29 protein-coding genes and 1 tRNA gene are annotated in these 26,576 nt (G+C 46.9%); 19 read left to right on the top strand and 11 right to left on the bottom strand.

Annotated features, from left to right (window positions below; all coding sequences use genetic code 11):
- The first annotated feature begins 8 nt into the window (after nucleotides 1-8).
- Entirely contained in the window at nucleotides 9-590 is a 582-nt protein-coding gene (locus tag AF331_RS16285) for a histidine phosphatase family protein (protein WP_053429146.1), read from the top strand.
- A complete protein-coding gene (locus tag AF331_RS16290; RefSeq protein ID WP_053429147.1) occupies nucleotides 587-943 on the top strand; it encodes a hypothetical protein in 357 nt (118 codons plus the stop codon). The genes AF331_RS16285 and AF331_RS16290 overlap by 4 nt, the downstream gene beginning before the upstream one ends.
- A 14-nt stretch (nucleotides 944-957) precedes the next feature.
- On the opposite strand, the gene AF331_RS16295 is transcribed toward AF331_RS16290, so the two are convergent.
- The 3 genes from AF331_RS16295 to clpP form a co-directional block, all read right to left on the bottom strand.
- Nucleotides 958-1,374 carry an NUDIX hydrolase gene (locus AF331_RS16295; RefSeq protein ID WP_053429148.1) on the bottom strand — a complete coding sequence of 139 codons (417 nt, stop codon included), beginning with the start codon at nucleotides 1,372-1,374 and terminating at the stop codon, nucleotides 958-960.
- 13 nt (nucleotides 1,375-1,387) lie between these two features.
- Nucleotides 1,388-2,062 carry a CPBP family intramembrane glutamic endopeptidase gene (locus AF331_RS23195; protein ID WP_053429149.1) on the bottom strand — a complete coding sequence of 225 codons (675 nt, stop codon included), beginning with the start codon at nucleotides 2,060-2,062 and terminating at the stop codon, nucleotides 1,388-1,390.
- A 133-nt stretch (nucleotides 2,063-2,195) separates the two neighbouring features.
- Nucleotides 2,196-2,792, bottom strand: a complete 597-nt coding sequence (gene clpP, locus AF331_RS16305; RefSeq protein WP_053429150.1) for an ATP-dependent Clp endopeptidase proteolytic subunit ClpP — start codon at nucleotides 2,790-2,792, stop codon at nucleotides 2,196-2,198.
- 273 nt (nucleotides 2,793-3,065) lie between these two features.
- Here clpP and AF331_RS16310 point away from each other — a divergent pair, with 273 nt between their 5' ends.
- Nucleotides 3,066-3,824: an MBL fold metallo-hydrolase gene (locus AF331_RS16310; RefSeq protein ID WP_053429151.1), complete on the top strand. Its 759-nt coding sequence runs from the start codon at nucleotides 3,066-3,068 to the stop codon at nucleotides 3,822-3,824.
- A gap of 134 nt (nucleotides 3,825-3,958) precedes the next feature.
- A tRNA-Arg gene (locus AF331_RS16315) sits at nucleotides 3,959-4,030 on the top strand.
- A 275-nt stretch (nucleotides 4,031-4,305) separates the two neighbouring features.
- Here AF331_RS16315 and AF331_RS16320 read toward each other — a convergent pair.
- The gene (locus AF331_RS16320) at nucleotides 4,306-5,190 is read right to left on the bottom strand and encodes a LysR family transcriptional regulator (protein WP_053429152.1); all 885 of its coding nucleotides are present in this window, start codon (nucleotides 5,188-5,190) and stop codon (nucleotides 4,306-4,308) included.
- A gap of 121 nt (nucleotides 5,191-5,311) precedes the next feature.
- Between AF331_RS16320 and AF331_RS16325 the strand changes: the two genes are divergently transcribed.
- Both AF331_RS16325 and ytvA read left to right on the top strand, forming a co-directional pair.
- The gene (locus tag AF331_RS16325; protein WP_053429153.1) at nucleotides 5,312-5,935 is read left to right on the top strand and encodes a class I SAM-dependent methyltransferase; all 624 of its coding nucleotides are present in this window, start codon (nucleotides 5,312-5,314) and stop codon (nucleotides 5,933-5,935) included.
- 169 nt (nucleotides 5,936-6,104) lie between these two features.
- The gene (gene ytvA / locus AF331_RS16330) at nucleotides 6,105-6,878 is read left to right on the top strand and encodes a YtvA family blue-light photoreceptor (protein WP_053429154.1); all 774 of its coding nucleotides are present in this window, start codon (nucleotides 6,105-6,107) and stop codon (nucleotides 6,876-6,878) included.
- A 51-nt stretch (nucleotides 6,879-6,929) separates the two neighbouring features.
- Here ytvA and AF331_RS16335 read toward each other — a convergent pair whose 3' ends face one another.
- From AF331_RS16335 to AF331_RS16345, 3 genes are all read right to left on the bottom strand, one after another.
- Nucleotides 6,930-8,141, bottom strand: coding sequence for an AGE family epimerase/isomerase (locus AF331_RS16335; protein WP_053429155.1), 1,212 nt, complete (start codon nucleotides 8,139-8,141; stop codon nucleotides 6,930-6,932).
- Between the two features lie 82 nt (nucleotides 8,142-8,223).
- The gene (locus AF331_RS16340; RefSeq protein WP_053429156.1) at nucleotides 8,224-9,102 is read right to left on the bottom strand and encodes an SDR family oxidoreductase; all 879 of its coding nucleotides are present in this window, start codon (nucleotides 9,100-9,102) and stop codon (nucleotides 8,224-8,226) included.
- 435 nt (nucleotides 9,103-9,537) lie between these two features.
- Nucleotides 9,538-10,143 (bottom strand): TetR/AcrR family transcriptional regulator, encoded by a 606-nt coding sequence (locus tag AF331_RS16345; RefSeq protein ID WP_053429157.1) that lies wholly within the window; start codon nucleotides 10,141-10,143, stop codon nucleotides 9,538-9,540.
- 154 nt (nucleotides 10,144-10,297) lie between these two features.
- Here AF331_RS16345 and AF331_RS16350 point away from each other — a divergent pair, with 154 nt between their 5' ends.
- The 6 genes from AF331_RS16350 (at nucleotide 10,298) to AF331_RS16375 (ending at nucleotide 16,065) form a co-directional block, all read left to right on the top strand.
- Nucleotides 10,298-11,494 (top strand): YhgE/Pip domain-containing protein, encoded by a 1,197-nt coding sequence (locus AF331_RS16350; protein WP_053429158.1) that lies wholly within the window; start codon nucleotides 10,298-10,300, stop codon nucleotides 11,492-11,494.
- Between the two features lie 175 nt (nucleotides 11,495-11,669).
- Nucleotides 11,670-12,242: a hypothetical protein gene (locus AF331_RS16355; protein WP_152915679.1), complete on the top strand. Its 573-nt coding sequence runs from the start codon at nucleotides 11,670-11,672 to the stop codon at nucleotides 12,240-12,242.
- A 451-nt stretch (nucleotides 12,243-12,693) separates the two neighbouring features.
- Nucleotides 12,694-13,305 (top strand): DedA family protein, encoded by a 612-nt coding sequence (locus tag AF331_RS16360; protein ID WP_053429160.1) that lies wholly within the window; start codon nucleotides 12,694-12,696, stop codon nucleotides 13,303-13,305.
- A 135-nt stretch (nucleotides 13,306-13,440) separates the two neighbouring features.
- Nucleotides 13,441-14,613: an MGDG synthase family glycosyltransferase gene (locus AF331_RS16365; protein ID WP_053429161.1), complete on the top strand. Its 1,173-nt coding sequence runs from the start codon at nucleotides 13,441-13,443 to the stop codon at nucleotides 14,611-14,613.
- 39 nt (nucleotides 14,614-14,652) lie between these two features.
- Nucleotides 14,653-15,342, top strand: coding sequence for a polysaccharide deacetylase family protein (locus AF331_RS16370; RefSeq protein WP_053429162.1), 690 nt, complete (start codon nucleotides 14,653-14,655; stop codon nucleotides 15,340-15,342).
- 84 nt (nucleotides 15,343-15,426) lie between these two features.
- On the top strand, nucleotides 15,427-16,065 hold the full coding sequence (locus AF331_RS16375; protein ID WP_152915680.1) for a DedA family protein: 639 nt from the start codon (nucleotides 15,427-15,429) through the stop codon (nucleotides 16,063-16,065).
- A 55-nt stretch (nucleotides 16,066-16,120) separates the two neighbouring features.
- Here AF331_RS16375 and AF331_RS16380 read toward each other — a convergent pair whose 3' ends face one another.
- Nucleotides 16,121-16,711 carry an undecaprenyl-diphosphatase gene (locus tag AF331_RS16380; protein WP_048015748.1) on the bottom strand — a complete coding sequence of 197 codons (591 nt, stop codon included), beginning with the start codon at nucleotides 16,709-16,711 and terminating at the stop codon, nucleotides 16,121-16,123.
- Nucleotides 16,712-17,038: 327 nt separating this feature from the next.
- Between AF331_RS16380 and AF331_RS16385 the strand changes: the two genes are divergently transcribed.
- Complete coding sequence (locus AF331_RS16385) at nucleotides 17,039-17,749, top strand: response regulator transcription factor (RefSeq protein WP_082347032.1); 711 nt, start codon at nucleotides 17,039-17,041, stop codon at nucleotides 17,747-17,749.
- Complete coding sequence (locus AF331_RS16390; protein ID WP_053429164.1) at nucleotides 17,727-19,076, top strand: sensor histidine kinase; 1,350 nt, start codon at nucleotides 17,727-17,729, stop codon at nucleotides 19,074-19,076. Before AF331_RS16385 ends, AF331_RS16390 begins: the two co-directional genes overlap by 23 nt.
- Nucleotides 19,077-19,375: 299 nt before the next feature.
- Here the strand turns inward: AF331_RS16390 and AF331_RS16395 are convergent, their stop codons facing one another.
- The 3 genes from AF331_RS16395 to AF331_RS16405 form a co-directional block, all read right to left on the bottom strand.
- Nucleotides 19,376-19,969, bottom strand: coding sequence for an NDxxF motif lipoprotein (locus tag AF331_RS16395; protein ID WP_053429165.1), 594 nt, complete (start codon nucleotides 19,967-19,969; stop codon nucleotides 19,376-19,378).
- 166 nt (nucleotides 19,970-20,135) lie between these two features.
- Nucleotides 20,136-20,588 (bottom strand): hypothetical protein, encoded by a 453-nt coding sequence (locus AF331_RS16400; RefSeq protein WP_048015743.1) that lies wholly within the window; start codon nucleotides 20,586-20,588, stop codon nucleotides 20,136-20,138.
- 52 nt (nucleotides 20,589-20,640) lie between these two features.
- On the bottom strand, nucleotides 20,641-21,177 hold the full coding sequence (locus AF331_RS16405) for a GNAT family N-acetyltransferase (protein ID WP_309516056.1): 537 nt from the start codon (nucleotides 21,175-21,177) through the stop codon (nucleotides 20,641-20,643).
- A gap of 238 nt (nucleotides 21,178-21,415) precedes the next feature.
- On the opposite strand from AF331_RS16405, the gene rpoN reads away from it, so the two are divergent.
- The 5 genes from rpoN (at nucleotide 21,416) to AF331_RS16430 (ending at nucleotide 26,554) form a co-directional block, all read left to right on the top strand.
- A complete protein-coding gene (gene rpoN / locus AF331_RS16410) occupies nucleotides 21,416-22,693 on the top strand; it encodes an RNA polymerase factor sigma-54 (protein WP_053429167.1) in 1,278 nt (425 codons plus the stop codon).
- Nucleotides 22,694-22,704: 11 nt separating this feature from the next.
- Nucleotides 22,705-22,950, top strand: a complete 246-nt coding sequence (locus tag AF331_RS16415) for a glutaredoxin family protein (RefSeq protein ID WP_053429168.1) — start codon at nucleotides 22,705-22,707, stop codon at nucleotides 22,948-22,950.
- Nucleotides 22,951-23,109: 159 nt separating this feature from the next.
- On the top strand, nucleotides 23,110-24,132 hold the full coding sequence (locus AF331_RS16420; RefSeq protein WP_053429169.1) for a sugar-binding transcriptional regulator: 1,023 nt from the start codon (nucleotides 23,110-23,112) through the stop codon (nucleotides 24,130-24,132).
- A gap of 53 nt (nucleotides 24,133-24,185) precedes the next feature.
- On the top strand, nucleotides 24,186-25,193 hold the full coding sequence (gene gap, locus AF331_RS16425) for a type I glyceraldehyde-3-phosphate dehydrogenase (protein WP_048006745.1): 1,008 nt from the start codon (nucleotides 24,186-24,188) through the stop codon (nucleotides 25,191-25,193).
- Nucleotides 25,194-25,369: 176 nt separating this feature from the next.
- Nucleotides 25,370-26,554: a phosphoglycerate kinase gene (locus AF331_RS16430; protein WP_048013385.1), complete on the top strand. Its 1,185-nt coding sequence runs from the start codon at nucleotides 25,370-25,372 to the stop codon at nucleotides 26,552-26,554.
- The last annotated feature ends 22 nt before the right edge of the window (nucleotides 26,555-26,576 follow it).

Raw genomic sequence — 26,576 nt, forward strand, 5'->3', positions numbered from 1 at the left:
AGAATTCAATGAAAACTGTAATCTATTTCGTCAGACATGCCCATTCCACCTATACACCGGAGGAGCTCACCAGGCCTCTGTCGGAGAAAGGGATGAGGGATGCCAGGCGTATGACCAGGATACTAGAATCCGAAAACCTCGACCATGTGGTGTCCAGCCCGTTCTTGCGTGCGGTGCAGACGGTGGAGGGTACAGCGGCATCCTTGAATCAAGACGTGATCCTGATAGACGGATTTAGGGAACGGCTTCTATCTTCGGAACCCTTAGACGATTTTCAAGGAGCGATCCGCAAGGTGTGGGAAGAGCCTTCGTTCCACTGGGAAGGCGGAGAATCGAATATGGATGCCCAGAAGCGCGGCGTCTCAGCCATGCTTGAACTTCTAAAAGAATACGAAGGGAAGAGCGTGGCCGTCGGGACCCACGGGAATATCATGGTGCTCATCATGAATCACTTTGACCCCCGGTATGGATTGGCGTTTTGGGAGAGCCTCGATATGCCCGATGTGTACCGGCTGACCTTTGACGGTGTCGATCTGGTGGAAGTGTTGCGGTTGTGGGAACCCCGTTCAGAAGGCGGGGAGAGGCCATGATAAGCAGTGCCGATCAGGAGGCGTCCCTGGACTCCCTGGAATCGACCTACCGCAAGCTCTCGAACGCCTATGAAAGCATTGAGGGGAAAGGAGCGAACACCACCCTGGTGAAAAAGAGGGTCGATGCTATTAAGACAGCAATCGACAGCCTGAGAAGCGATTGGTACGGTACCGGTTTTTCATATGAAAGAGACGTCATCGCTACTTCTCAACAAACGCTGGAAGACATCCTCCCTTCGATTCATAAACAGCTAGTAAAGTGCAAAGTTGGAAGCCCCCAGCTGACATTGAATGAACGGAGACTGACCGCACTGAATCTGGCCATCGAATCGTTGAAGAACCGCCTTGGTTGAGGCGGTTCTTTGCTTTATTTCGAATTATTCATGAAAGAAAGGGTCTTCTCGAATAAAAGCGGTTGAACATCGGGGTAGGTCAAGGGATGGGGCGGAGTGTCAAAATACCTTATCTCTCCGATCTCAGATGGTGGTTTTGAACCAATCTCTTTCACCACTGCGTAGAACAGTCTGCCACTTCTGGTTCCGATAGAGTAGTCACAAATTGGAGTGAATGTGGCACTCTGGCATCCGGTTTCTTCAAACAGCTCTCTCTTGGCCGTTTCCTCAATCGTTTCACCCTGCTCCCTGTGCCCTCCTGGGATTTCCCAGGTTTCTCGTGAAGTATGCCTCACAAAAATCCATTGCCCCTGAAAATCAACGCTGATCACGGCGAAATCAAAAGCCTTCTCTTCCACTACATCAAGTTCGTGAAATACAATATCCATCATCCACCTCGTAGTATTAAAAATAAAGAAACAGCTGCGTCATATACAGATTCCATAGTCCATGAGCCACCATGGAGGGAAGGAGGGACTTGGTTTTATAAGCCGTGATGGTTAAAAGGAAACCAGAAAGCAGAATGAAGATCCAGATGTCCCAGGGATGAAGGATACTGAAGAGTATAGTAACAATCCCTACTGCGAGATAAGGCTTCATAAATTTCAGGAGGAACACCAAAAGGATTCCACGGAACAGTATCTCCTCTGTTATTGGCGTAAGAATCGAGCTGTTGATGGTTGACCCGATGCCTGTTGCGGGAATCATGTGATTCTTAAAATAAAAGATGTAGTTCTTATCCAATAAGAATCCGTAGTTCAAGCAAAAATGGAGAAAGGCATACGGTAGGATTAAGCTAATAAGAATATAAAAGTAGGTTCTCCACCTTTTGAAGCAACGTACATCAAGTTGTGAAATGATAGTTTGGCGTATGCTTTTGAAGCGGTATGTGGTTAGAATGAAATACGAAAACCATATCGCACCTATTAATAACTCTGGGGTATTAATGGGAAGGGGTAATACTTCGAACAGGTATCCTGGGACTGCGATGAGAAGGATATAAAAAATGAAAGATTTTAGAGTGATACCTGGGATATTCCTAACTTCTGATGCCTGTAGAAAAATGGTAGCTGGATTCATCGTATGATTCTCCTTATTCAAAACAACATTAATAAACCATATAATATCTTTTTATACCATTTTATACCTTTTGTGTAAATGATGAACCACAAAAAAACCCCCTTGCACTCCTGCAAGGGGGTTCATTCAATTCTTATTTAGTTTCTGCGTCGTTACGAGTGATGATACGGTCGATCAGACCATATTCCAAAGCGCGTTCCGCAGTCATGAAGTTATCGCGGTCCGTATCTTTAGAAATCACGTCAAGTGGTTGACCAGTACGGTCAGCAAGGATTTGGTTCAATTTTTCGCGAAGGAAGAGAATGCGTTTAGCAGCAATTTCGATTTCCGTCGCTTGACCTTGAGCTCCTCCAAGTGGTTGGTGAATCATGACTTCTGCGTTTGGAAGGGCAAGACGTTTGCCTTTTGCTCCGGCAGCTAGAAGGAATGCACCCATGGAAGCGGCCATACCGATGCAGATCGTTTGAACATCAGGTTTGATGTACTGGATCGTATCGTAGATCGCCATACCGGCTGTGATGCTTCCGCCTGGTGAGTTGATGTAGATGGAGATGTCTTTCTCCGGGTTTTCAGACTCTAGGAATAGAAGCTGGGATACGATTGAGTTTGCCACATTATCATCGATGGCGCTCCCAAGCATGATCACACGGTCCTTCAATAGACGGGAATAGATGTCATACGCACGTTCACCGCGGTTTGTTTGTTCAATAACTGTAGGAATTAAGTTCATCCTCGTTCCTCCTTAAATGCATCTGTGTATTTTTGAATCATTTCATATTCACTTTGTACTGTTATCATACACTGTTGGTCAATAAAGGTCAAACCTAATGCTTCCTTTATTAACCTGTATGTAAATCCTTTCTACATCATACCCACTCATCCCTTTTTTAAACGGTACAAAAGGCGAAAGTTTCGTGATTGCTCCCCCTTGCCAACGGGTAAAATGAGAAGTGCACCCCTCTATGGGAATCAGATCAGAAATAGAACAAAAGGAGCCGATACTATGAACCTACAACTCATCAGAAACGCTACCCTGATCATTGACTATGCAGGCACGCGATTCCTCATTGACCCCATGCTCGCACCGAAAGGGACCTATCCTCCCTTCACGCCGTCAAAACGGGATGACATCAAGAATCCCATCGTCGATCTGCCGGAATCCGTTGACGCCATACTGGAGGGGATCGACGCCGTGATCCTCACCCATCTTCACCTGGATCACTTCGATGACAAGGCAAAAGAAGTACTCCCTAAATCCATCAATCTATATGTACAGAACGAAGCCGATGCCGGAGAAGTCCAAAAAGCAGGCTTCACAAATGTGCATATGCTAAATAACGAGCAGTTCAACGGCATCCAGCTCATCAAAACCAAAGGCAAGCACGGAAGGGGAGAGATCCTCAAGCGCACCGGGACCGTCAGCGGCATCGCCTTCAAACATGAGAACGAGAAAACCCTCTACGTTGCCGGCGATACCGTATGGAATGAAGAGGTGGAAGAAGAAATCCTCACCCACCATCCGGACATCATCGTCGTCAACGCAGGGGACAACCAGTTCCTCGAAGGAGGATCCATCGTCATGGGCAAAGAAGACGTCCTTCAGACAGCGAGCGCAGCACCCGAAGCCACCATCATCTCCACCCATATGGAAGCCGTCAACCACGGCACGCTTTCAAGGGAAGAACTTAAGAACACCGCCACAGAGAAAGGACTCCAATCCCGCATCCTGGTGCCGGAAGACGGAGAGTCCTATACGTTCTAAATCATATTAAAAGCCAAGATCCTTCCTAAGGAATCTTGGCTTTTTCATAAGGTATTAAGATGAGAAGCCAAAAACATCTTGCATTGGAGACTTTTCTCTATTATAATTAGTTCTCGTGACAGTAACTAAAACATGCCCTCGTGGTGCAACGGATAGCACGTAAGATTCCGGTTCTTAAAATGGGGGTTCGATTCCCTCCGAGGGCGTACCAGAGACCTTGTGTTTGTTGAGATTATCAGCAGGCACAGGGTCTTTTTTATTTTTCCTGTTTTGGGTGCTTTTCAAATGTTTATACCACGCAATGGGAGGTAAGCATGCTAGAAGAAAAGCAGCGACTACAGAAGTATTAAATACGTAAAGCCACTCACCGTTATCCGGTAGCTTTACCTGAGCAGAATTTCTATAAGAATAGTTGTTTGGATTCAACCCATGAGTCGAAATAGGATGGATTTATGAGAAAGCTGGTATTTACACCTCTCCCTCAACCATCCGACCGTACTCTAAAAAGATCAATAAAAGTCCTCACAGCAGGAGACAACAAATCTTCGCTATCCAAACTCACCAGTGCTATCTGACGATACATCTGTGGGAAATCAACAGGGTTAAGTTTTACTAGTGTATTATTATCTAATAAATCTTGAACCATTGATTCTGTAACCAATGTGATCCCGTTGTTGGATAATACAAAATCAAGTGCCGTGCTGGGTGGAAGTTCGAGATAATCAAGTCCGGGGGTAATCATCGATTTTTGCCAATGTTTACTTTCCTCGCTCCAGTCAACAATTATATAAGGGGAGCATACCTTTACTAATTCAGATACAGTACGATCATGAGTAACAGCGATGAGGTGATCACGATGAGCTACCAGAATGAGTGGTTCTTTCAGTACTGCATGGTGCCTTATCTCCGAATTAAAGTATGGATATGTAATTAAACCAATCTTAATGAATCCATCAAAAAGCATTTCAATGAGTTGTTCATTATGTCCTGTGTGGATTTCTACTTGAATATCGGCAGAACTTCGATGTAATTGTGAAATGATCGAACTAAAAGCGCCTGAAGTGAAGGTGGGTAATGTACCTATCGTCACATGTCCAACCTTGCCTTCTTGAATTGATTTGACTCTGTCCACCCCTCGGGAGAGAACGTCAATCATCTGCAATGCATATGGAAGGAATCCTTTCCCGATGTCAGTAAGTGCCACCCCTTTGCCTGCCCGCTGAAAGAGACTGCCCCCTATCATTTTTTCAATTCCTTGTACTCTTATACTGATCGTAGGTTGGGATAGGTTGAGATGCCTGGCCGCCTTACTATAACTTCCGAGCCTTACTACATGAACAAATGCCTCTAATTGATTGATATCCACAAACGTAACCTCCAATTACTATAAAAAAAATCAATAACATCTATAGCTTCTATTATATTGTTTAATAAATCTGCTGGCTTATAATTTTTTTGGAAGACAAAATGTCTGCAGAGGTGAAGGAATGAAATTCTTAAATCGGTTAAAAACAATCCTAGAGGGACAATACCAACGGCCATCGGGTCTTCTGGGGAAGTATATTGGTGAAAAAATGGTCGTGCAACATGAACCTGAAACACGATGGACACTTGATTTATTGAACCTGAATGAGGAAGAGTCCGTTCTGGAATTAGGATGTGGAGCTGGATACGCATTGAAGCTTTTAGCCAAGAAATCTGCTGTTGAAGAAGTAGTGGGAATGGATTTATCCAAGTCGATAATCGGTTCAGCTAAAAGGAGAAATAAGGATGCGATAAAAAGGGGAAAGGTTAAACTGGTGCACGGAGATGTAAGGGATCTTCCTTTCGAAGACCAACTTTTCACAAAGGTCATGAGTATACATTCAGTATATTTTTGGGGGGAGTTGCCTCGAACAATTCGGGAAATGTATAGAGTTCTAAAACCAGGAGGTACAATCGTTATTACTTTATGTAATGGAGCAAGTGAAGTATCATGGGGTGGAGTCAATAAGATGATAGACGAACAGCTCCTTCCTCTTATAAAGGAAAGTGGGTTAAAAAATGTACTGTTGAAAACAGGACCGAGATCAAGGGGATATCAGACGGTAGCCATATGTGCAGAAAAATAAGCGGTCCTGTTGCTGTACTGAAAGGAAGGCACTCACCAAGTAGACTAGATTGATACATTTACTGTAAAACATTACAATTTGTAGACACCTTTCCAACTATATTATACTAATTGGTAGATATAATTGGATCAATAAGTTACCCATGTCAAACCAATCATTAGGGGGAAAAGTGTCTATTAACCTGAGTGAACATATATTATTAAAAGCCTTGAACTATACAGGGGCGGGTGTGTTGATCACCGATCCCGTTCTACCTGATAACCCCATCGTTTTTGCGAACAAAAGCTTTGCCGCGATGACGGGGTATTCCATGGAGGAAGTGATGGGGCGGAATTGTCGCTTCCTTCAAGGAAATGAGACCGATCAGAATGAGATTGATAAGCTTCGTGTGGCCATCAAGGATAAAGAATCCGTCTTCATTGAAGTCCTGAACTACAAGAAAGATGGCACGCCGTTTTGGAATAGCCTGTCGGTGGATCCCTTATATATTGAAGAGGAAGATAAATACTATTTTGTAGGAGTGCAGCGGGATGTGACCGCGAGAAAGAGGGCGGAGGAAAACTATAAAAAGGCCCTGTCAGAAATTGAGCAACTTTCTTGTCCCATTGTCCCTTTAATCGGTGATATTGCAGCTCTTCCTCTTGTCGGGACGATGAATGAACATCGATTTGAGGTCGTATACGAGGGGGCCTCTCAACATGTATCGGACCATCATATCGAGAAATTGATTATTGATGTGTCGGGTTTGACCTACCCTTCGTCTGATGACCTTGAAGGAATCTTCCGATTGGAAAGCCTTATGAACGTAATGGGGACCGAACTGCTTGTGACCGGTATCACTGCAGAAATGGCCATGCTCGCCAATTCTCTGAACATCGACTTTCCTTCTTCGCTTAAAACAGCTCCCACGATTAAACGTATGCTTGAGGATATTTACTATTAAAAATAGTCCCCCTTGTTTTCAAGGGGGCATTGTTGTTTCTTTACGTATTCATTAACTTGGGTCATCCAGCGCAATGATCGCCTGATAACAAGCCGCCACGGGATGATAATCCGTCTTGGGAGGCGAACTTTTCTCTTGGCTGTATTTCTCATTCTCCCGGTCAAGGAGCTTATACCAGCCTCCGTGCTCATGATCCATGAGATTGTCAGCAGAATACGAGAATAGCTGTTGATACTTCTCCAAGTATGTCTGACTTTCCGTCTTGGCAGCAAGCAGGGCAGAGGCGGCAATGGCTTCTGACATCACCCAGTAGTTTTTGTCGTGGTCGATTACGTCAAGCTCCGGAGAAACGGCAAAGAAGAGACCGCCGTATTCATTGTCCCATGCAAGCTCCCAGGCTCTTTCATAGAGATCCTCTGCCTTCTCGAGCATCCACGGTTCAGAGCGGTGACGGTCGAGCCACATGAGGAGCTTTGCCCACTCGAACTGGTGGCCGGGGATGAAGCCGTACGGGCGGAATTCATCTTTGGTATCGCCTTTATTGTACATGTAATCCGGCTCCCACTCAGGAGTGTAGTTTTCCCACACAAGTTCTTCTGAGCGCTCGGCAAGATCTATGGTCACCATTTTCGCGAGAGTATAGGCCCTTCTAAGATACACCTCATTCCCGGTTGCCTCGTATGATGATAGCATCGCTTCGCACAGATGCATATTGGGGTTTTGCCCTCTGTAGGGTGAAAGACTCGTCCAATCCGCATTCCACTCATCCCGATACAGTCCGTGATCCTCATCCCAGAAGTGGGTTTCGAGCACATCATATACATTTTCCATCACGTCTTTTGCTTCCTCGATACCGGCTTTGTAAGCGATGGACGATGCGAGCAGCACGAAGGCGTGGCCATAGGCCATCTTGGCAGGGTTCTCGACCTCGGTGCCATTCATTTCAAAGAAATAGCCGTTGTGCTGATGATCCCGGTGGTGCTCATTCAAGAACCGGATACCGTGACGGGCTGCTTCAAAATAGTCTTCTTCTCCTCCAAGGATGGCACCGATGCTGAAATTATAGATATACCGGCTGGTTGCAACGAGGTGCTTGGTTGTGGTGTCGGTGATGATGCCGTCGTCCAGGAAGCCGTTGATATAGCCGCCTTTTTCGTGATCGATGCAGGCGGGGTAATAAAAATCAAGCGTCTTGAATACATGCTTCTTCAGCTCTTCTTGATTCTGAAAATCGGTGGACGAACCGGATGTGACAGTCTTCATCGTGTTGCTCCTCCTTCATTTGATTCATTCCATAATAAAAACTGCAGAAAAGCGACCTTTTCTGCAGTTTTTTCATTCATCCTTAAGAAGACATGTAGCCTCCGCCGTTCACGTGGATGAACTGGCCGGTCATATAGGCGGATCCTTCTGAAGCGAGCAGGATGTATGGCTCTACAAGGTCTGCGGGTTGTCCAGGACGGCCGAGTGGAGTCGATACACCGAAGGATTCCTGTAGTTCGGTGGTCATGGTTGCTGGGATAAGCGGCGTCCAAATCGGACCTGGTGCCACACCGTTCACGCGGATGGCTTTTTCGGCGAGTTCCTGTGCAACGGAACGGGCGAATGCCACGATGGCGCCTTTGGTGGATGTGTAATCGATCAGTGCTTTGTTTCCTGTGTATGGGTTGATGGAAGCAGTGTAGATCAGGCTGTCACCGCCAGTCAGATGAGGGATGGCTGCTTTCGTGAAGTACACCATGGAGAAGAAGTTCACGTCAAACGTGTGCTTCAACTGCTCTGCGCTGATTTCCGTGACGCTGTTCTTCACTTCCTGACGTGCTGCGTTGTTCACGAGGATATTTAATTTCCCGTGCTCTTTGATGACGTCTTCAACAACACTGAAGCAGAAATCTTCATCCACTACATCCCCAGGGTGAAGGGTGCATTTGACGCCTTCTTCCTCGATGCGTTTCTTCGTCTGTTCGGCATCCTCATGTTCATCTAAGTATGAAATGGCAATATCCGCGCCTTCTTTTGCATAGCCGATCGCCACGGCTTTCCCGATTCCGCTGTCTCCCCCTGTGATGAGGGCCACCTTGCCTTTCAGCTTTCCTGAGCCCACATGGCTTTCCAGTTCATAGATCGGTGTCGGATCCATTTCTTTTTCGACTCCAGGCTGTTTGGATTGTGTCTGTGGAGTGATTCCGTTTGATAAAAAGGTTTGTTTGTCCAGTTCGCTCATTGCTGATTCCTCCTTGTTTTTCTTCACGTTGAATAAGTACAGTATTTACCATTCCACGTTCATATTGGGTTAAAACCCTTTTTGTGAATGTAATCGTTTTAATAGATAAAAGTTTTTCTGGGATAATGTTTGGGTCGAGTACGGTTTTGAAGATAAAGGAGATGGACTAACATTCTTCAGTCTCAGATCCGTTTGAATTACTCAGGATGGGTAAGGGGATACATGCCATCCAGATCTCACTGAATACTTGAGCGATGGTTATAAAATGTTGTTCATGCGATGGATAGAAAGGGCGGACAACCTATGGTATTGGGGAGCGGTAAGGTGGATCTTTATCGGGAGGAAAGATGCTGATGAGGGTATCTGTATAAACACATTTATCATTTTATTGAAAAAGCATTCAGCCACCATGGCTGAATGCTTTTTCTGTGAGGATTATTGCCCTCCACCCATCATCGCCTCCAACGGCCCCTGACTCATGATCTTCGTCATCATCAGGGCTATATCTTCGACGGGAAGATTATTTCCACTTGTCATCCAGTGCGTCAGGAGACCGATGTTGGCCGAAGTGATGTACGCCATGAAATAATCGGCGGGCACGGTGGGTGAGTCGGTTTCGGGTCCGAGGTACTGCTCAAACTTTTTCAGCATGTTTTCTTTCATGAAGTCCTTGAGCTGCATGGCAAGATGAAGGTCTCCTTCAGGCAGCAACATGACCCGGAGGAAGTCGCTATGGGATAGGAGGTATTCCAATAACGCTTGGATCGGCTCGTAAGGTTCATTTTGTTTGGCTGCGATCCGGATGTCTGTTGGATCAATCCTCGATGTGAGGAGGGGGAGCTCTGCAAAGATTTCTTCTTTCAACTGATCGGTGAGGTCTGCGACGTCCTTGTAGTGAAGATAGAACGTTCCCCGGTTGATGTCGGCCCGTTCGGTCAGGTCTTTGACAGTGATCTTGGAGAGTCTTTTTTCCGGGATGAGGGTGAGAAGGGCGTCCCGGATCAACTGCTTGGTGCGGATCTGCCTGCGATCATTTTTCATTTTTTTTCGCTCCTTACTGGACAGTATGTGAGGATGTGTTGAGTATGGGACACATCGTTGGACATTGAGTATTGTACGGAAGTCATATTCCATTATAATCAACAATGTGATTACTAATCAACAGCATGTTCATTATAATAAGGAGTTGATCAATATGAAATTTTTCAAAAATAAAATCGTATGGGCATCGCCCGTGATAGCATTCGTGATTATCTTCATCTTTTCCCTTACAGCAGTACCGACCGTGCAACCTACACCGAAGGATCTGCCCATTGCCGTAGTCAATGCAGATGAAGGGTTTAAGGCCCCGGATCAGGAAAAGATGAATGCTGGAGAGAAAGTCTTGGAAAACATCCGTGAAAAGTCCGGAACATCGGTGAAATGGGTGCAGGTGGCTAGCGTGGAAGAAATGAAAAAGGGGATGGATCGACAGGACTACTACGCCGGACTGGTCATCCCGAAGGATTTCAGCGCCAAGCAGGCATCGCTCCAGACCGCAGAGCCTGAAGCGGCACAGATGGAAGTGGTCGTGAATCAGGGAATGAACACGGCTGCTTCTACAATGGCCGGTCAGATGCTCAATGGGGTGGTCGACCAGCTCAATCAATCGATCCGCACCCAGGTCATGGACGGTATGGTGAATCAGGGAGCCACCTCCCTGTCGATGGAGCAGGCAGAGGTCCTTGCCGATCCGATCGAGAAGAAGGTGACCAATGTCCATATTCCAGGTGAGAACAGTGCCAATGGGAACTCTCCTGTTTCCCTGTTCCAACCTCTATGGATGGCAAGTCTTGGGAGCGCCGCCCTGATCTTCTTCCTTGTCAGGAAGGGAACGGTATCCTCCCGGAAACAGAGCCTGTTGGTCAAAGCCGGCCAGGCAGCGGTCGGGATGGTGATCGCCCTGGTCGTCGGATTCGGATTAAGCTGGGTCGCTTCCGATATCGTGGGCATCCATATCCCGGACTACATGGATACGGCAATCTTCCTGGCCATCACATCGTACAGCTTTTACCTCATGATCTCGGCGGTCCTTGCCATCTTGGGGTCGAAAGGACTGCCGGTGTTCGGGCTGATGCTGTTCTTCGGTCTTCCGCTTCTGACGCTTGCTCCGGAGATGCTCCCGACTTTCTATCAGGATTGGATCTATCCTTGGCTGCCGATGCGTTTCATGGTGGAGGGCTTGAGGGAGATGTTCTTCTTCGATCACGGTCTTGTATGGAATGGTCCGCTTGAGTCTTTGACGGCGATCGGAGTGGTCAGTTTGATCGTGCTTTTACTCTCAGGGTTTATTCACGGTGCTCATTGTATTGAGAGTGAGAAGTTTGCATTCGATAATGGAAAAACGACTTAATTTCAGTTAGAAATGATTTTTGGAATAAATTAGGAATAAATTCCAATTTTTATGCATTATTTTCTTTGAAGGGAGTGAAAGTTTGGTAATCATATTGGCTCATAATTTAGAGGGAGCTATTTAAATGTCATTCCTCAAGAAGGTTACAAATGTGATCCTAATGGAGGTATTCTTGATGAGAAAACAAGAATTAATTGATACGTTATCCTATGCTCACGACTTAGCTTATGAGGTAGAAGTTGCAGAAAATAAAATACCTAAATATGAAAAAAGAGCTAAGTTATGGAGAATTATCGGAACCTCTATATTATGGTTTGTGGGATCATTTTTCGTTACCATTGTTATTGCCTTAATGCTTTTGCCAAGTCAAACTAATTATGACACTTTCTTTTCGATTTATGAGAATTTTTATATCTTTTATTTATCTTTTTTGATTCCTTTTGGATACAAAATGTTCCTGCGTCATAATGCTCGGAAAAATTTGCGCATCATTGTACCCATTTATAAAGATAATTTAAATTCATTAAATGCTATTCACTCTATACCTGATAATTTTAAGTATAGTGGTGACTTGTATACATTGCATTCATACCTGACAATGGGGAGAACCGATACACTTAAGGAGAGTATAAATCTTCTAATTAAGGAAGCGCGAGAAGATATATTCCATCGAGAGACTATCTCCAAATTAAATGAAGTTCAAAGAGAAAATGAAAGAATTAGTTCAAAGTTAGATCGGCTAGATTAAGAAACCAAAAATGCTCTATATGAGTTGTAATGAGACTGAGACAAATATGTTTTAGTTATAGTAAAACCCGAATCATTTGTCTACGATAAAGCAAATGATTCGGGTTTTACATTCGTTTAATGAACATTCACATTTCATCGCTTCCAGCGGTTGATCGGAGTGCAAGACGAAGACTCCAGCGGGAAGTGTAGCTGATGTGAGACCCCGCAGGCTTGCCGAGGAGGCTCACGGGCTACCCGCGGAAAGCGAAGTCTTGCACGGAGATCATGAGCGGTATTAAGATNTTCCTATACTTGTTCGGCATTAAAGGGGCCTCTTTTAGTTTTGTCCCATCCTCATTGTGGATGAAAGATTGATTTTTTTTTCGAATGGTTTAATACTAATAAATAGAATGTGAAATAACAAAAAATACTACTTACGGGCAGTTAATAAACTCAAGAAAAGAGGAATTATGAATACTGATACCCTTCTACACTACTTGGATCTATACGGATATGCCATCATCTTTCTTTTCTTATTTCTGGGGATCGTCGGGATCCCTGCTCCGGAAGAATCGCTTCTTTTCTTGATCGGCGTACTGATCTTCCAGCACAGTCTTTCTTTCGTGCCCGCTACGCTGGCGGCCTTCTTCGGTGCCTTCATCGGGATGCTCTCTGCGTATGTGGTGGGAAGATACATCGGGAGTCCGTTCATACGGAAGTACGGGAAGTATGTGGGCATCACCGAGGAACGATGGGACAAGGTGCAGGAGAAATATATGAAGAATGTGCGGAGGACAATCCTCCTAGGCTACTACATGCCGGGCATCCGGCAGATCAGCCCGTATTTTGCGGGGATCAACCGCATCGGATTCGGAAGCTTCTTCTTCTTGTCCCTGTTAGGGGCGTTGATCTGGACGCTCCCGTTCATCCTCGCCGGTCTTTTTGTCGGCAGCAAGGTGGATATCAATCCTGCGTATGTTCCGTACCTCGGGCTTGTGTTCCTGGCTATTTTCTTCCTGTTCGTCCTGATCAATTATGTGAAAAAGAAAAAAGCGAAACGAGTGAACAGCCCTCAGGAATGACAGGCTGTTTTCCTTTTCCTGAAAATCTCCTTTTCTTTACATTAAAAATTGATGAAGAAGGGCGCATTTCGGATTTTTGATGGTAGATTAAAGATTGAAATCACATGTTGAGAGCTGACAGGAGATGAAATCGACATGAAGAAAATTCTATTCTTACCGTTCTTGCAAATGCGCTCGGGGCATCATCAAGTGGCCGAGGCACTCATGGATTGCATCAAGGAAACACGGGCAGATATAGAAATGAAAAAGGTGGATCTGCTGAGCTATAGCAATCCACATATCGAAAAGCTGGTGACGAAAAGCTATCTGAACTGGATCCGCTATGCGCCAGCCACCTATAATCTTGCGTATAAAACCCTTTTTAATAAAGAAACAGAAAAAAGCCGATCATTCAAGGTCCGACACTACTTCTTTCTGAAGAAGATGAAGCAGCTCCTTCTGGAAGAAGAACCGGACTTGATCGTCTGCACCCATGGATTTCCTTCCTACCTTCTCAGCGAGCTGAAGAGGCAGGGGGAATGTGAGGCGCCGGTGATGAATGCCTACACGGATTTCTTCGTCAACAGCGTCTGGGGCCGGGAGGAAATCGAGTATCATCTGCTTCCCACGCCCGAATTGAAGCGCGAATACGGTAAACGCTATCGTATCGCAGAGCAGCGGATGATGGTGACGGGGATTCCTGTGCACCATCAGATCACAGCCACCACCGGATCCAGGCTAGCGGGTAGACGCCCGAAAATATTGATGGCCGGTGGGAATAGCGGACTTGGCTGCATGATGAAACAGCTTGAGGCCTTCAAAAAGAGTTCGCCGTTCGATCTCTACGTTCTCTGCGGGAACAATGATGCCCTCTATGAAGAGCTGCAATCATGGAACGCGGATCACATCAACCCTCTTCCGTATCTTTCCTCCAGGGAGGAGATGAACGAGCTGTACGATGAGGTGGATGTGATCGTCACGAAGCCGGGGGGTGTCACGATCAGTGAAGCCCTGCATAAAAAGCTGCCGATATTCGTTCAATCGGTCTTGCCTGGGCAAGAGGAGATCAATATGCGGTACTTGAGGGAAAAAGGCTTGGTGTTCAAACTCAATCAGGATCACTCCCTCGAACAAGAACTCCTTGGCATCTTGATGAACCGCGAGACCATGGATCAATGGAAGACATCCATCCATCTTTACCAAAACGGCATTGAATCCGAAGCACCGAGAAAGATTGCTGAGTTCATGAACAGCATCATCGAAGGGACAGCCCACATGCCTTCAAGCTTTGAAGAACGGGCAGGCGTGTACGGACTTGCAAGAGCCTGATCAACGGAATAAAAATCAATATGAAATTGAGGGGACAAAATGGTGTATATCATAGCAATCATCATCTTCCTCCTTGCCCTGTATACGGTGATTCCATACGGGTTGTCGCGTGGACTGGGGTGGAAGGTGATGAAAAGGGCGGAGAGTCCGACGGACATTGCCTTCACCTTCGATGATGGACCTGATCCCACCTATACGCCGATACTGCTGGATGTTCTGAAAGAGAACGGGGTGAAAGCCACATTCTTCGTGGTCGGAAACAAAGCCGAGAAGAATCCTGACATCATCAGGCGTATGCACCGGGAAGGCCATCTCCTCGGCATCCACAATTATGAGCACAAGTCCAATTGGCTCATGAGTCCGTGGAAGGTGAAGGAAGGAATCGAGAAAACGGCGGCGATCATCGAAGAGATTACGGGTGAACGAACCGTCTACTACCGACCGCCGTGGGGAATCTTGAACCTGATCGATTTTATCAAGGATAGCCGTTACCGCATCATCCTCTGGTCGATTTCGGCAGAAGACTGGAAAGCGACTGGCGGAAGTGACAAGATCCGGCGTGCTTTGACTCGAATCAAAGGGGGAGACGTTGTCCTGCTCCATGATTGTGGAGATACACCGGGAGCGGATATAGAGGCGCCGGCCATCACGATCGATGCGCTGAAGGATGTGCTTCCTGCAGTCAAGGCGAAAGGATACACATGCGTGCGCGTGGATGAGATGCAGTAGACTTGAATCAGATGGATTGGTGAAATGCCGGTCCTTCGTTTATCATGAATAGAGTAATAGGCCATCAGGATAGGAGCTAATAGAGTGAGTACTATCATCGATGTTTTTCTGCATCTTGATCAGCATATAGCAGGGTATATGAATGAATACGGCGTATGGATCTACGTCATCTTGTTTGCCATCATTTTTTGTGAGACGGGGCTTGTAGTGTTGCCGTTCCTTCCGGGGGACTCCCTGCTTTTCGCTACAGGCGCCCTTGCAGCATCCGGGTCGATTCACCTGCTGCCGATCTTCCTGATCTTCTGTGTGGCGGCCATTGCCGGAGATACGCTGAACTACACCATTGGTCATTACTCCGGGAACAAGGTGGAGGCGCGGGAAAAATTGTTTTTCGTGAAAAGGGAGTCGTTGGACAAGACCAATCGCTTCTTCGACAAGCACGGTTCGGCCACCATCATCCTGTCGCGATTCATTCCCATCATCCGGACGTTCGCACCATTCACGGCAGGGGTGGGGAAGATGCCCTACGCGAAATTCCTTTCTTATAATGTGATAGGGGGAATCCTTTGGGTGAGCATCGCATTGTTTGCCGGCTATTTCTTCGGGAACATCCCGGTGATCAAGGATAACTTCAGTGTCCTCGTACTGGGCATTGTCGCTGTTTCCCTCCTGCCCGTCGCATTTGCTTTCGTGAAGAACAAGTGGACGGCACTGAAGGGCTGATACGATGAAAAAAGGAAAACATCGGTCGTATAAACGGACCGATGTTTTCCTTTTGTTATTTGAAATCGATGGTGCGCGCCGATTCCTTCGATTTGGGGACAAAGGGAATGCGGTTATAGATCCGGATGATCCCGTTTACGAGTGGATCAAGGATCGGATACAGCTTGTAGATCACCAGGCTGACAATACCTGCGACAACGATGCTTCCTGCCACATCAAAGGGATAATGATTCCCTACATAGATGCGGGAGAATCCGGTCAAAAGGGCGAATGCGAGCATCACGGAACCGAGCTTGCGATTCACGTAAAGCACGGCAAAGGCCAGAGCGATCGCACCTGTCGTATGGTCACTCGGGAACGATGCGTCTGCATCATGAGGAACAAGCAGATTCACATCATGGGAGACGAACGGTCTTGGTTCGAAATAAATGTGGGCAATGACGGCATTGAGGATCAAGGCGACAATACCCGTGATCCCTGCATAGAGCACCGTTCGCTTCATGTCGTTCTTTCCGAAGAGCCACATCAGTACAAGGACGATGGCAAAAATGAACAGGGCATTGTTCGTAACCCCTGCCATCAAACCATCCCAAAACGGATGATGCCCGGCATGTTGATTGATGGATTTAAAGAGTGAGTAATTCAAAATGATCTCCTTTATAGATGATGATGTGTCGGAGCGCGTGTACATGCTCCCGACTTCTGAGGGGTACAGCCACTATATAAAAGAAACCTGAACGCCCGATGAAGAAAACATTAATAAACAATTAAAATAGAGAGTATCATATTTTTCGATATGGTGAAAGGTATGGGTGATGGGAGGACGGGGCGATGCTGGGTTTACATGAAGGGTTCATTAAAAATCCATGAAAATGACTGCGTTCATCCTTTATCATGCTACAGTATAGGGTAGAAGGACCTGTTGATAACGAAACACGATATAGATTGTAAGAAAAGAAGGGATGAAGCCAGGGTGAAAACGCATGTACTTGTCGTCGAAGATGAAACGCAAATAGCCCGTGTCTTAAAAATGGAGCTTGAATATGAAGGCTACGAGGTGACCGTGGAGCATGAAGGGAAGAAAGGACTGGAGCGGGCTCTGCAATCCGGGGTCCATCTGATCCTCTTGGACGTGATGCTCCCGGGCCTCAGCGGATTCGAAGTGCTGAGACGCATCCGCAAAGAGGACCGTGATACGCCGGTGATCCTGCTGACGGCACGGAACACCACGTTTGACAAGGTGTCGGGACTTGATCAGGGAGCGAACGATTATGTGACCAAGCCATTTGAAATCGAAGAGTTGCTCGCGCGGATCAGGGCGTGCCTGCGGAACCATTCCCCGGGTGAGGTGAAAGATGAGCGGCTCGTATCGGTGGAGGATCTGGTGGTCAATACGGAAACGCGGGAAGTATGCAGGGGGGGTTCATCCATTGCGTTAACTCCGAAAGAGTATGATTTCCTCGTCTACTTGATGGTGAATAAAAACAAAGTCGTGACCAGGGAAAACATCATCCTGAACGTATGGGGATATGAGTATGAAGGGGAAACGAACGTAATCGATGTGTTCATCAGGCATCTAAGGGTCAAGGTCGATGAAGGATACCCAAAACAGCTGATCACCACCGTCAGAGGGGTCGGCTTCACCATGAAGGAGAACCCCGATGAAGATCACAACCAAGATTAACCTGCTTACCACGGCCTGGATGCTGTGTATATTGGTTGTCATCAACTTTGTCGTGTACTTCCTGTTCGTTCAGAACACCGTAACCATGGAAGAAGATGTTCAATTCCATAAAGCGAAGGAGATCATGAAGGAAGTCGGAGGGACGCCGACCACGAACGACCTTGATACGGCTCTGAAGAAGCATCTTACCGAGCATTCCTTCATCCGGATCATGGGGCCGGGCGATGAACTGATCCATCAGGTGACCAATGACAGCATGCTTTCCTCCAAGATCGAAGGGAAGTTTGCCGAGAACAAAGAAGCGAAAAATCATGTGATCAAGAACCAGCGTCATGAGGAGCAGGTGCTGGTCGTCCGGGTGCCCTTCGGAAATGGAGAGCAGAGCCTGGAGATCGTCGAGCGATTGGAAGGATTGGAGGCTCGTAAGGAAACCCTGAAGGGCATCCTCATTGCCTGTACGGTCCTCGCCGCCGTCTTTTCCCTTCTGGGGGGCAGGTGGCTTGCCAATACCATCATGCGGCCGATTTCCAATATGATCAAGACAATGGAAGAAATCGAAACGAGCGGGGTGCCGAAGACCCTCTCCATTGAAAAACGGGAAAACGATGAGCTGCAAACGATGGCTCAAACGTTCAACCGCATGATCAGCAGGATCCAAGGGAACATGGCGAAGCAGGCCCAGTTCGTATCGGATGCATCCCATGAGCTGAAGACGCCCCTGACCGTCATCAAGAGCTATGCCAATCTGCTTCGGAGGCATGGGGTCGAAAACAAGGAAATCGCGGACGAAGCCATCCAGGCCATCCATTCGGAAGCAACGAGGATCCAGAAGATGACCGATACGTTCCTCGATCTGGCGGATCTTGAGAAGGAAAACGTCCTCGAAATCAGCCAGATCGACCTCGTGGCCCTCTCAAGGAGCAGCATCAAGCAGCTTCAGGAGGTCTACCATCGCGAGATAAGCCTGCATACGGACGCTTCACGGGTGATCATTCCGGCGGATGAACTGAAGATCAAGCAGGTCATCATCATCCTCCTCGATAACGCCATGAAATACAGCAGTGATAAAATCGATGTTTATATCGAGAAGGTAGGCGATCTCGCCGTCCTCCGCGTCAAAGACTATGGGATCGGAATCCCCAAGGAAGAGATCACGAACATCTTTGAACGATTCTACCGCGTCGACAAAGCAAGAAGCAGGGAAACCGGCGGTACCGGCCTCGGACTCCATATTGCCCGGAGCATCATGAAGCTCCACCTCGGAGAGATCAACATCCGGAGTGAGGAAGGGAAGGGGACCGAAGTGGAACTTGTGTTTGTAGGGTGATAAAACAAAAAAGGGACCATTTCATGAAGAACACTCATATAGCTTCTTTATGCCGCTTATGATTTCCGTGCAAGACTTCGCTTTTCGGGGGGGCCCGCGAGCCTCCTCGGCGGGCCTGCGGGCTCTCACATTCGCTACTCTTCCCGCAGAAGTCTTCGTCTTGCACTCCAATCAACCGCTGGAAACAATTAAATCGTAATGATCATGAAACAACTAAAAACCCGAATTTATACGCCTGCTCAAAGGCAATGAATTCGGGTTTTACTATGGCTAAAACACTTCTGTCACAGCCTCTTTCTTTATTGTTGGAATGCCCGTGTCTGAATGTCCTTTTCGCGCAGGAAGTCTTCAATTTTCTTCTGTTCCCGGCCGTTCACCGACCCACTTGATCCGAGGAGGGTTTCCAGGTCACTGACTTTCATCTCTCCCTTATCAAAGCGATCAAATGCTTTGTCCAAGGAACGTATATAGTCATTGTAATCGGTGATATATCGGCTTATGCGGTCCGCTCCTTTGGCATAATCAGCCGGGAGGGAGTTGGCTGTAATAAAGTCGCTGAAGTTCTGATCATTCTCTTCTATTAAGGAAAGGGTCTTATTTACTTTATCCATCTCTTCGCGAGTCGGCTCCTCCTCGGAATAGATGGTTTCCTGGAAAGCCTGCATGATTTCATCCAGATCCTCACTGCTATCCAGGTACAGGGTGATGGCGCTCTTTATTTCGTCTTCCGTAATGGACGCGCCCTTACGATCAGACGTAAAGATGGGGTCTGGGACTTCCACCTCCGATAAGGTTGCGACCGGTTCACCCTCCAGGTCTTGATGGGGTTCAGCTTGCTGGCAACCACAGAGAACGAGTAGTGCTGCTATGGCAGTGGACAATGTCTTTTTCACCTTATGTTTCTCCTCCTTTCAACATGGATACTGTACCGTGCATTATAACAATTAAATCCATAAAAAGGAATATTTTAGTTATATAATGTAAGGAAATGCAACCTCATCCTGTTCCCTATCTGTTTGTGCCACTCCATAAAAAATAGGACTCCCTTAAAAGGAAGTCCTACTTCGCCATCACGCCATCTTGCCATTTCATATACCAGTAGATCAACACGCTCAAAATGGTCGTGATGCCATACACCCCAAGCGGATGAATCCGGTGCAGTTCGTATATGCCTAAGTACTCGAACCACGGACTCACCAAAAATGCGAGAAACGCATCCACCACCAGATTCGTGATGAAGTACCGCCAAAAATGTCCGTACGTGAAATATAAGATCACGATCGTTCCAACAAGGAACAGTCCGTACACAAAAGAGGTGATATTCGTAAACAGAGGAATCGTCCTTGTCACCTTCCACCAGTCTAAGGCATCGGCCATCTGGAACACCACGGTCAGGAGCAGTGCTCCGAACACACCTCCTGGGAAGAATCGTTTCACTTGATAAGAACGCAATGGGATCAGGATAAACCAGGGCAGGATGAGCATGGACCATAATAAGAGTAGCGTAAACATAAACTCTCCTTCGTTCCGTCATTTGCCCTTAGTATGTCCGTCCTATTCATTCTTACTCAGGTTTCCAATCGGATCGCAGGATCGCGTAAAGCTTCATGTCCACGTACCTTCCCTTTGATTTCTCGCCATCACGTAAGGTTCCTTCGAAGAGATATCCGTTCTTCTCCAAGACGGCGGCAGAGGCATCGTTGCCCTTTTCTACTTTTGCTTCGATCCGGTTCATACCGAGTACCTCAAAAGCGTGACGGGTGAGGAGCTCGACCGCTTCGGTACCGATTCCGTTCCCCCAGTGGGAAGGGAGGAGGTCATAGCCGATTTCCGTAATCAAGTTGTCACGGTCAAAGTGATTGTATCCGCATGACCCGATGAGTTTACCTGAGTCCCGATCAAAGATCGAAAAACGCAAGGCCTTGTTCTCGGCGGCAAGCTCTGTCAGCAGGGTGATCATATCCCTTGCCTGCTGTTCATCTGTGAACCGGTCGATGTTCATGAATCGCGTCACATCGGGATGTGACCATAGCGTAAAGAGTGCAGGGGCATCGTCCAGTGTCAGTTCATGTAATTCCAGTCGTTTGGTTTGTAATGTCATTATCAATAGATCCCTCCGTTTTTATAAAATGAGTGCATCATGGAGTCTTCCTATTGATCTCTGTGCATCATTCAGTCCCTTCGATAAGTAGATATTTCCATTTTAGAACCATTGTGGTGAGAATACAAGGAATGTTGCGAAGAATGCCTTCATAGCAATAGGTAAAGCGATTCCAGTAGATTCCCGTTAACGAATAAGGAGTTTTCATGTAAAATGGAAAAGTGGGAGGGTACATATCATGAATTTGAGTGCAGGACTTTTTCAGCAGCAGCAACAAAAGCTCCAGATGACCCAGCAGCTTTCACAGGCGATCACGATCCTTCAGTATTCAACGATGGAGCTGAATGACTACCTGGAATCGAAAGCGATGGAGAACCCCCTGATCCAGTTGAAACCACCCAAGCGGAAGCTTACAGAGTGGCAGGACTTCGTATCGGATACCGCAGTAAGCCTATCTGAAGTTCTATTGATACAATTGAATTTGAAATCGCTTACAGATAATGAACGTAAATGTGTGGAAGAATTGATATACAGCCTTGATGGGAATGGGTATCTGCATATTGAACGCGACCAATTTTTGGAGAAATATAAACTCGGTGAAGAAGCACTTGATGAGATGATCAGCCTGGTCCAATCACTGGAACCTGCCGGCATAGGAGCACGTTCCCTGCAGGAGTGCATCTACCTTCAGCTCGACCGTCGGTGGGAGGTGCCTGATTTCGTCCTCGCTATCGTGAGCGAACATTTCCAGGCATTTGCGGACCGCAAGTGGAAGGAAATCGCAAAAACCTTGGGGCTCGAGCTGAAGCAAGTACAGGCGGCGGCTGATTTCATCACACAGTGCAATCCTCGGCCGGGATCAGCCTATGCCAAGGATTTCTCTCATTATATCGTCCCTGAACTCAATGTAAGAGTCAAAGGAGACGATGTGACGGTCGCCCTGTATGATGGAACTTCGATCACGGTCACTCTTAATAAGGAATATACGGATTTTCTCGGGCACCATCCCGACCGTGATACAGAGTCTTATATAAAAGAAAAGAAGCAGGAATTCGAATGGCTCGTCCAGAGTCTCCGCCAACGCAACCAGACGATGCTGAAGGTGGGAAAGGCAATCGTAGAGAAGCAGAGAGGATTTTTCCTTCAAGGACCCGGCCATCTCCAGCCCCTGACGCTGAAGCAGATTGCCGAAGAGGTAGGAGCCCATGAATCCACGATCAGCCGGGCCGTCAGGGGGAAATATGTGCAAACGCCATATGGGGTGTTTGAACTGAAGAACTTTTTCACGGCAGCGATCCGGGCCGTGGACACAGATGAAGAAACGGTGTCTGCCGGTACAGTGAAGAAGGAGCTGCAGGAGCTTGTCAATCAAGAGGACAAGCGAAAGCCCCTTTCCGACCAGAAGCTTGTGGCCCTCCTGACGGACAAGGGGTGTGACGTCTCAAGACGGACGGTGGCAAAGTACCGGGACCAGCTTGGCATCCCGTCTTCTACGAAACGGAAACGATATGAGTGAGGGGAATGTTCATGAAAGAATTGATTTTTTACACCCGCCGGCAATGTGGGTTATGTGACGAAGCCAAGCTGACCATCAACTTGCTGCGTGACGATTTTCCTTTCGAGCTGATCGAGCGGGATATCGAAGAGATGGACGAGTGGACGGAGAGGTTCGGACTCATGATCCCTGTAGCGGAAATGGACGGCGAGATCCTCCAATATGGACAAATCGATCTTTTTACGATGAGCAAGCGTTTACATGAAAAAACTCGATAGTTTCCAGTTGAATTCGCATTCACACCCTGCTAGAATTGAAGATGAAAGCAGGGTGTGAATTTTTTTTGGAGTAAGTGGGACACAATATGTCTAACCGGGACTTTTATAGTCCAGCAGATTATTGAACCTTTTACTTCGGTTTTTGAAGGGGCTTTGTACATGGAATCAATCATTGATATACAAAAGCGATTATTACCTGACCTGCTTGAAGTTATGCAAAAAAGGCATCAGATTCTCCGTTCCATCCGCTTCATGCAGCCAGTCGGCCGCAGAAGCCTGGCACAGAACCTGGGGCTGACGGAGCGTGTACTCAGGAGCGAAGTTGAATTCCTGAAGAATCAAGATCTCATCGACATCAAGACGTCCGGAATGATCATGACCGAAGATGGCATGCAACTACTGGAAAAAATTGAATGCATGATGAGGGAGATTTCGGGAATTAATGAAATGGAGCATCGGCTCAAGTCGTTACTCAATCTTCATGAAATTGTAATCGTTCCAGGGAATAGCGACGAGTCACCGTGGGTAAAGGAAGAATTGGGGCGTGCGACAGCATCCAGTATGAAACGCCGCCTAAAGGGGAATACTACAATCGCTGTGACTGGCGGTTCAACCATGGCCTCTGTAGCTGAAATGCTGACACCGGACCTGACGTCGTCAGAAACCTTATTCGTTCCTGCAAGAGGGGGAATCGGGGAAGACGTCAAAAACCAGGCGAACACCATCTGCTCCAAGATGGCCGAGCATACGAAATCGCGTCATCGCGTCCTCTATGTGCCTGACCAGGTAAGCAAGGAAGTCTACAAGTCCTTCCTGAAGGAACCGATGATCAAAGAAGTCCTCACCATGATCAAGTCAGCCAACATGGTCCTCCATGGAATCGGCGATGCGATCACCATGGCTGAGAGACGGAAGACATCGGAAGCCGATTATCAGAAGATCATCGACGGGCAGGCCGTCGGGGAATCATTCGGCTACTACTTCAATGAAGAAGGCGAAGTGGTACATAAGGTGCCGACCATCGGACTGCAGCTCGAGGACCTGAGCCATATCGAGCATGTCATCGCCGTAGCCGGCGGAAGCTCAAAGGCAAAGGCAATCCGGTCCTACATGAAAAGTGCTCCATCTTCAACCGTCCTCATCACGGACGAAGGAGCAGCAAAAGCGCTTTTGAAAGGGTAAATCCCTTTTGAAATATAAAATCATCCTTAACGATCTAAAGGAGGAAATTAATCATGGCAACAAAAATTGGTATTAACGGATTTGGACGTATCGGACGTAACGTATTCCGTGCAGCACTTAAAAGCAACGATGTAGAGGTAGTGGCAGTCAACGACTTGACTGATGCAAACATGCTTGCACACCTTTTACAATATGACACAGTTCACGGGAAACTTGACCAAGAAGTTACTGTTGACGGTGACTACCTAGTAGTCGGCGGCAAAAAAGTAAAAGTATTGGCTGAGCGTGACCCAGCTCAACTTGGATGGGGAGATCTTGGCGTTGAAATCGTCGTAGAATCTACTGGTCGCTTCACTAAACGTGCAGATGCTGCGAAACATATCGAAGCTGGCGCTAAAAAAGTCATCATCTCTGCTCCTGCATCTGATGAAGACATCACAATCGTAATGGGCGTTAACCACGACAAATACGACGCAGCTAGCCATGATGTTATCTCTAACGCATCTTGTACTACTAACTGCCTTGCTCCATTCGCAAAAGTACTTAACGATAAATTCGGCGTGAAACGTGGAATGATGACTACAATCCACTCTTACACAAATGATCAGCAAATCCTTGATTTGCCACACAAAGACTACCGTCGTGCACGTGCAGCTGCTGAGAACATGATCCCAACTACAACTGGTGCAGCTAAAGCGGTATCTCTAGTTCTTCCAGAACTTAAAGGCAAATTGAACGGTGGAGCTGTCCGCGTTCCAACTCCAAACGTGTCACTAGTTGACCTTGTTGCAGAATTGGACAAAAACGTAACAGCTGAAGATGTAAACGCAGCTCTTAAAGAAGCAGCTGAAGGCGATCTTAAAGGAATCCTTGCTTACAGCGATGAGCCACTAGTATCTACTGACTACAATGGTAGCCCTGCTTCTTCAACAATCGATGCTCTATCTACTATGGTTCTTGAAGACAACATGGTAAAAGTAATCTCTTGGTACGATAACGAGAGCGGATACTCTAACCGTGTCGTTGACCTTGCAGGCTTCGTAGCTTCAAAAGGACTATAATTCAAACGCGTTTGGTTTTTGACATCTAGGTGATGGATGGATATATTTTGTCCCACCATCTATAATGAAGATGTGTCGAAGGGGAGCGGGGAACATTCCCCTCTCCCCTTTCCTATTCTGATTTCAAGTTTCTTGAAAAAAGAGTAGAATTTGATAACTGAAGGAGGCCTTTTTCCATGAACAAAAAATCGATCAAAGACGTCGATGTGAAAGGGAAACGCGTATTTTGCCGCGTAGACTTCAACGTGCCGATGGCAGACGGGAAGATCACCGATGAAACGCGTATCCAGGCAGCACTGCCTACCATCAAACATCTAGTAGAAGGCGGAGCGAAAGTCCTTCTTGCAAGCCATCTTGGACGTCCAAATGGTGAAGTGGTAGAAGAACTCCGTTTGACACCTGTTGCAAACCGTCTATCAGAGCTTCTTGGCAAAGACGTTGCCAAAGCAGACGAAGCATACGGTGAAGCCGTTCAGGCGAAAGTTTCAGACATGAAAGACGGAGACGTCCTTGTCCTTGAAAACGTTCGTTTCTACCCAGGTGAAACGAAAAACGATCCTGAGCTTGCGAAAGAATTTGCAGCACTTGCAGATCTTTATGTGAACGATGCATTCGGTGCAGCTCACCGTGCCCACGCTTCAACAGCAGGAATCGCCGAGCACATCCCGGCAGTTGCAGGTCTTCTTATGGAGAAAGAGCTTGAAGTCCTTGGTAAGGCACTATCAAACCCAGAACGTCCTTTCACGGCCATCGTTGGTGGAGCGAAAGTAAAAGATAAGATCGGTGTCATCGACAACCTTCTTGATAAAGTGGACAACTTGATCATCGGAGGCGGACTTGCATACACATTCGTGAAAGCAAACGGCTACGAAATCGGTCAATCCCTTCTTGAAGAAGACAAAATCGATCTAGCGAAACAATTCATGCAAAAAGCGAAAGACAAAGGCGTGAACTTCCTTATGCCGGTAGACGTGGTTGTTGGGGATGACTTCTCTAATGATGCGAATACACAGGAAGTGGGCATCGACTCCATCCCATCTGATTGGGAAGCAATGGATATCGGTCCTAAAACGCGTGAAATCTTCAGCGATGCAATCAAGAGCTCTAAACTTGTCATCTGGAACGGACCAATGGGCGTATTCGAAATGGATACATTCGCCAACGGTACGAAAGCCGTAGCAGAGGCATTGGCCGATTCAACAGATACATACTCTGTAATCGGTGGCGGAGACTCTGCAGCAGCGGTCGAGAAATTCGGATATGCTGATAAAATGAGTCATATTTCTACAGGCGGAGGAGCATCTCTTGAGTTCATGGAAGGGAAAGAACTTCCTGGAGTCACTGCTCTGAACGATAAATAATCCCTGTTTCTAAATGCGTTTA

Origin of the sequence: Rossellomorea marisflavi, from assembly GCF_001274775.1 — a bacterium.
Lineage (GTDB): Bacteria > Bacillota > Bacilli > Bacillales > Bacillaceae_B > Rossellomorea > Rossellomorea marisflavi.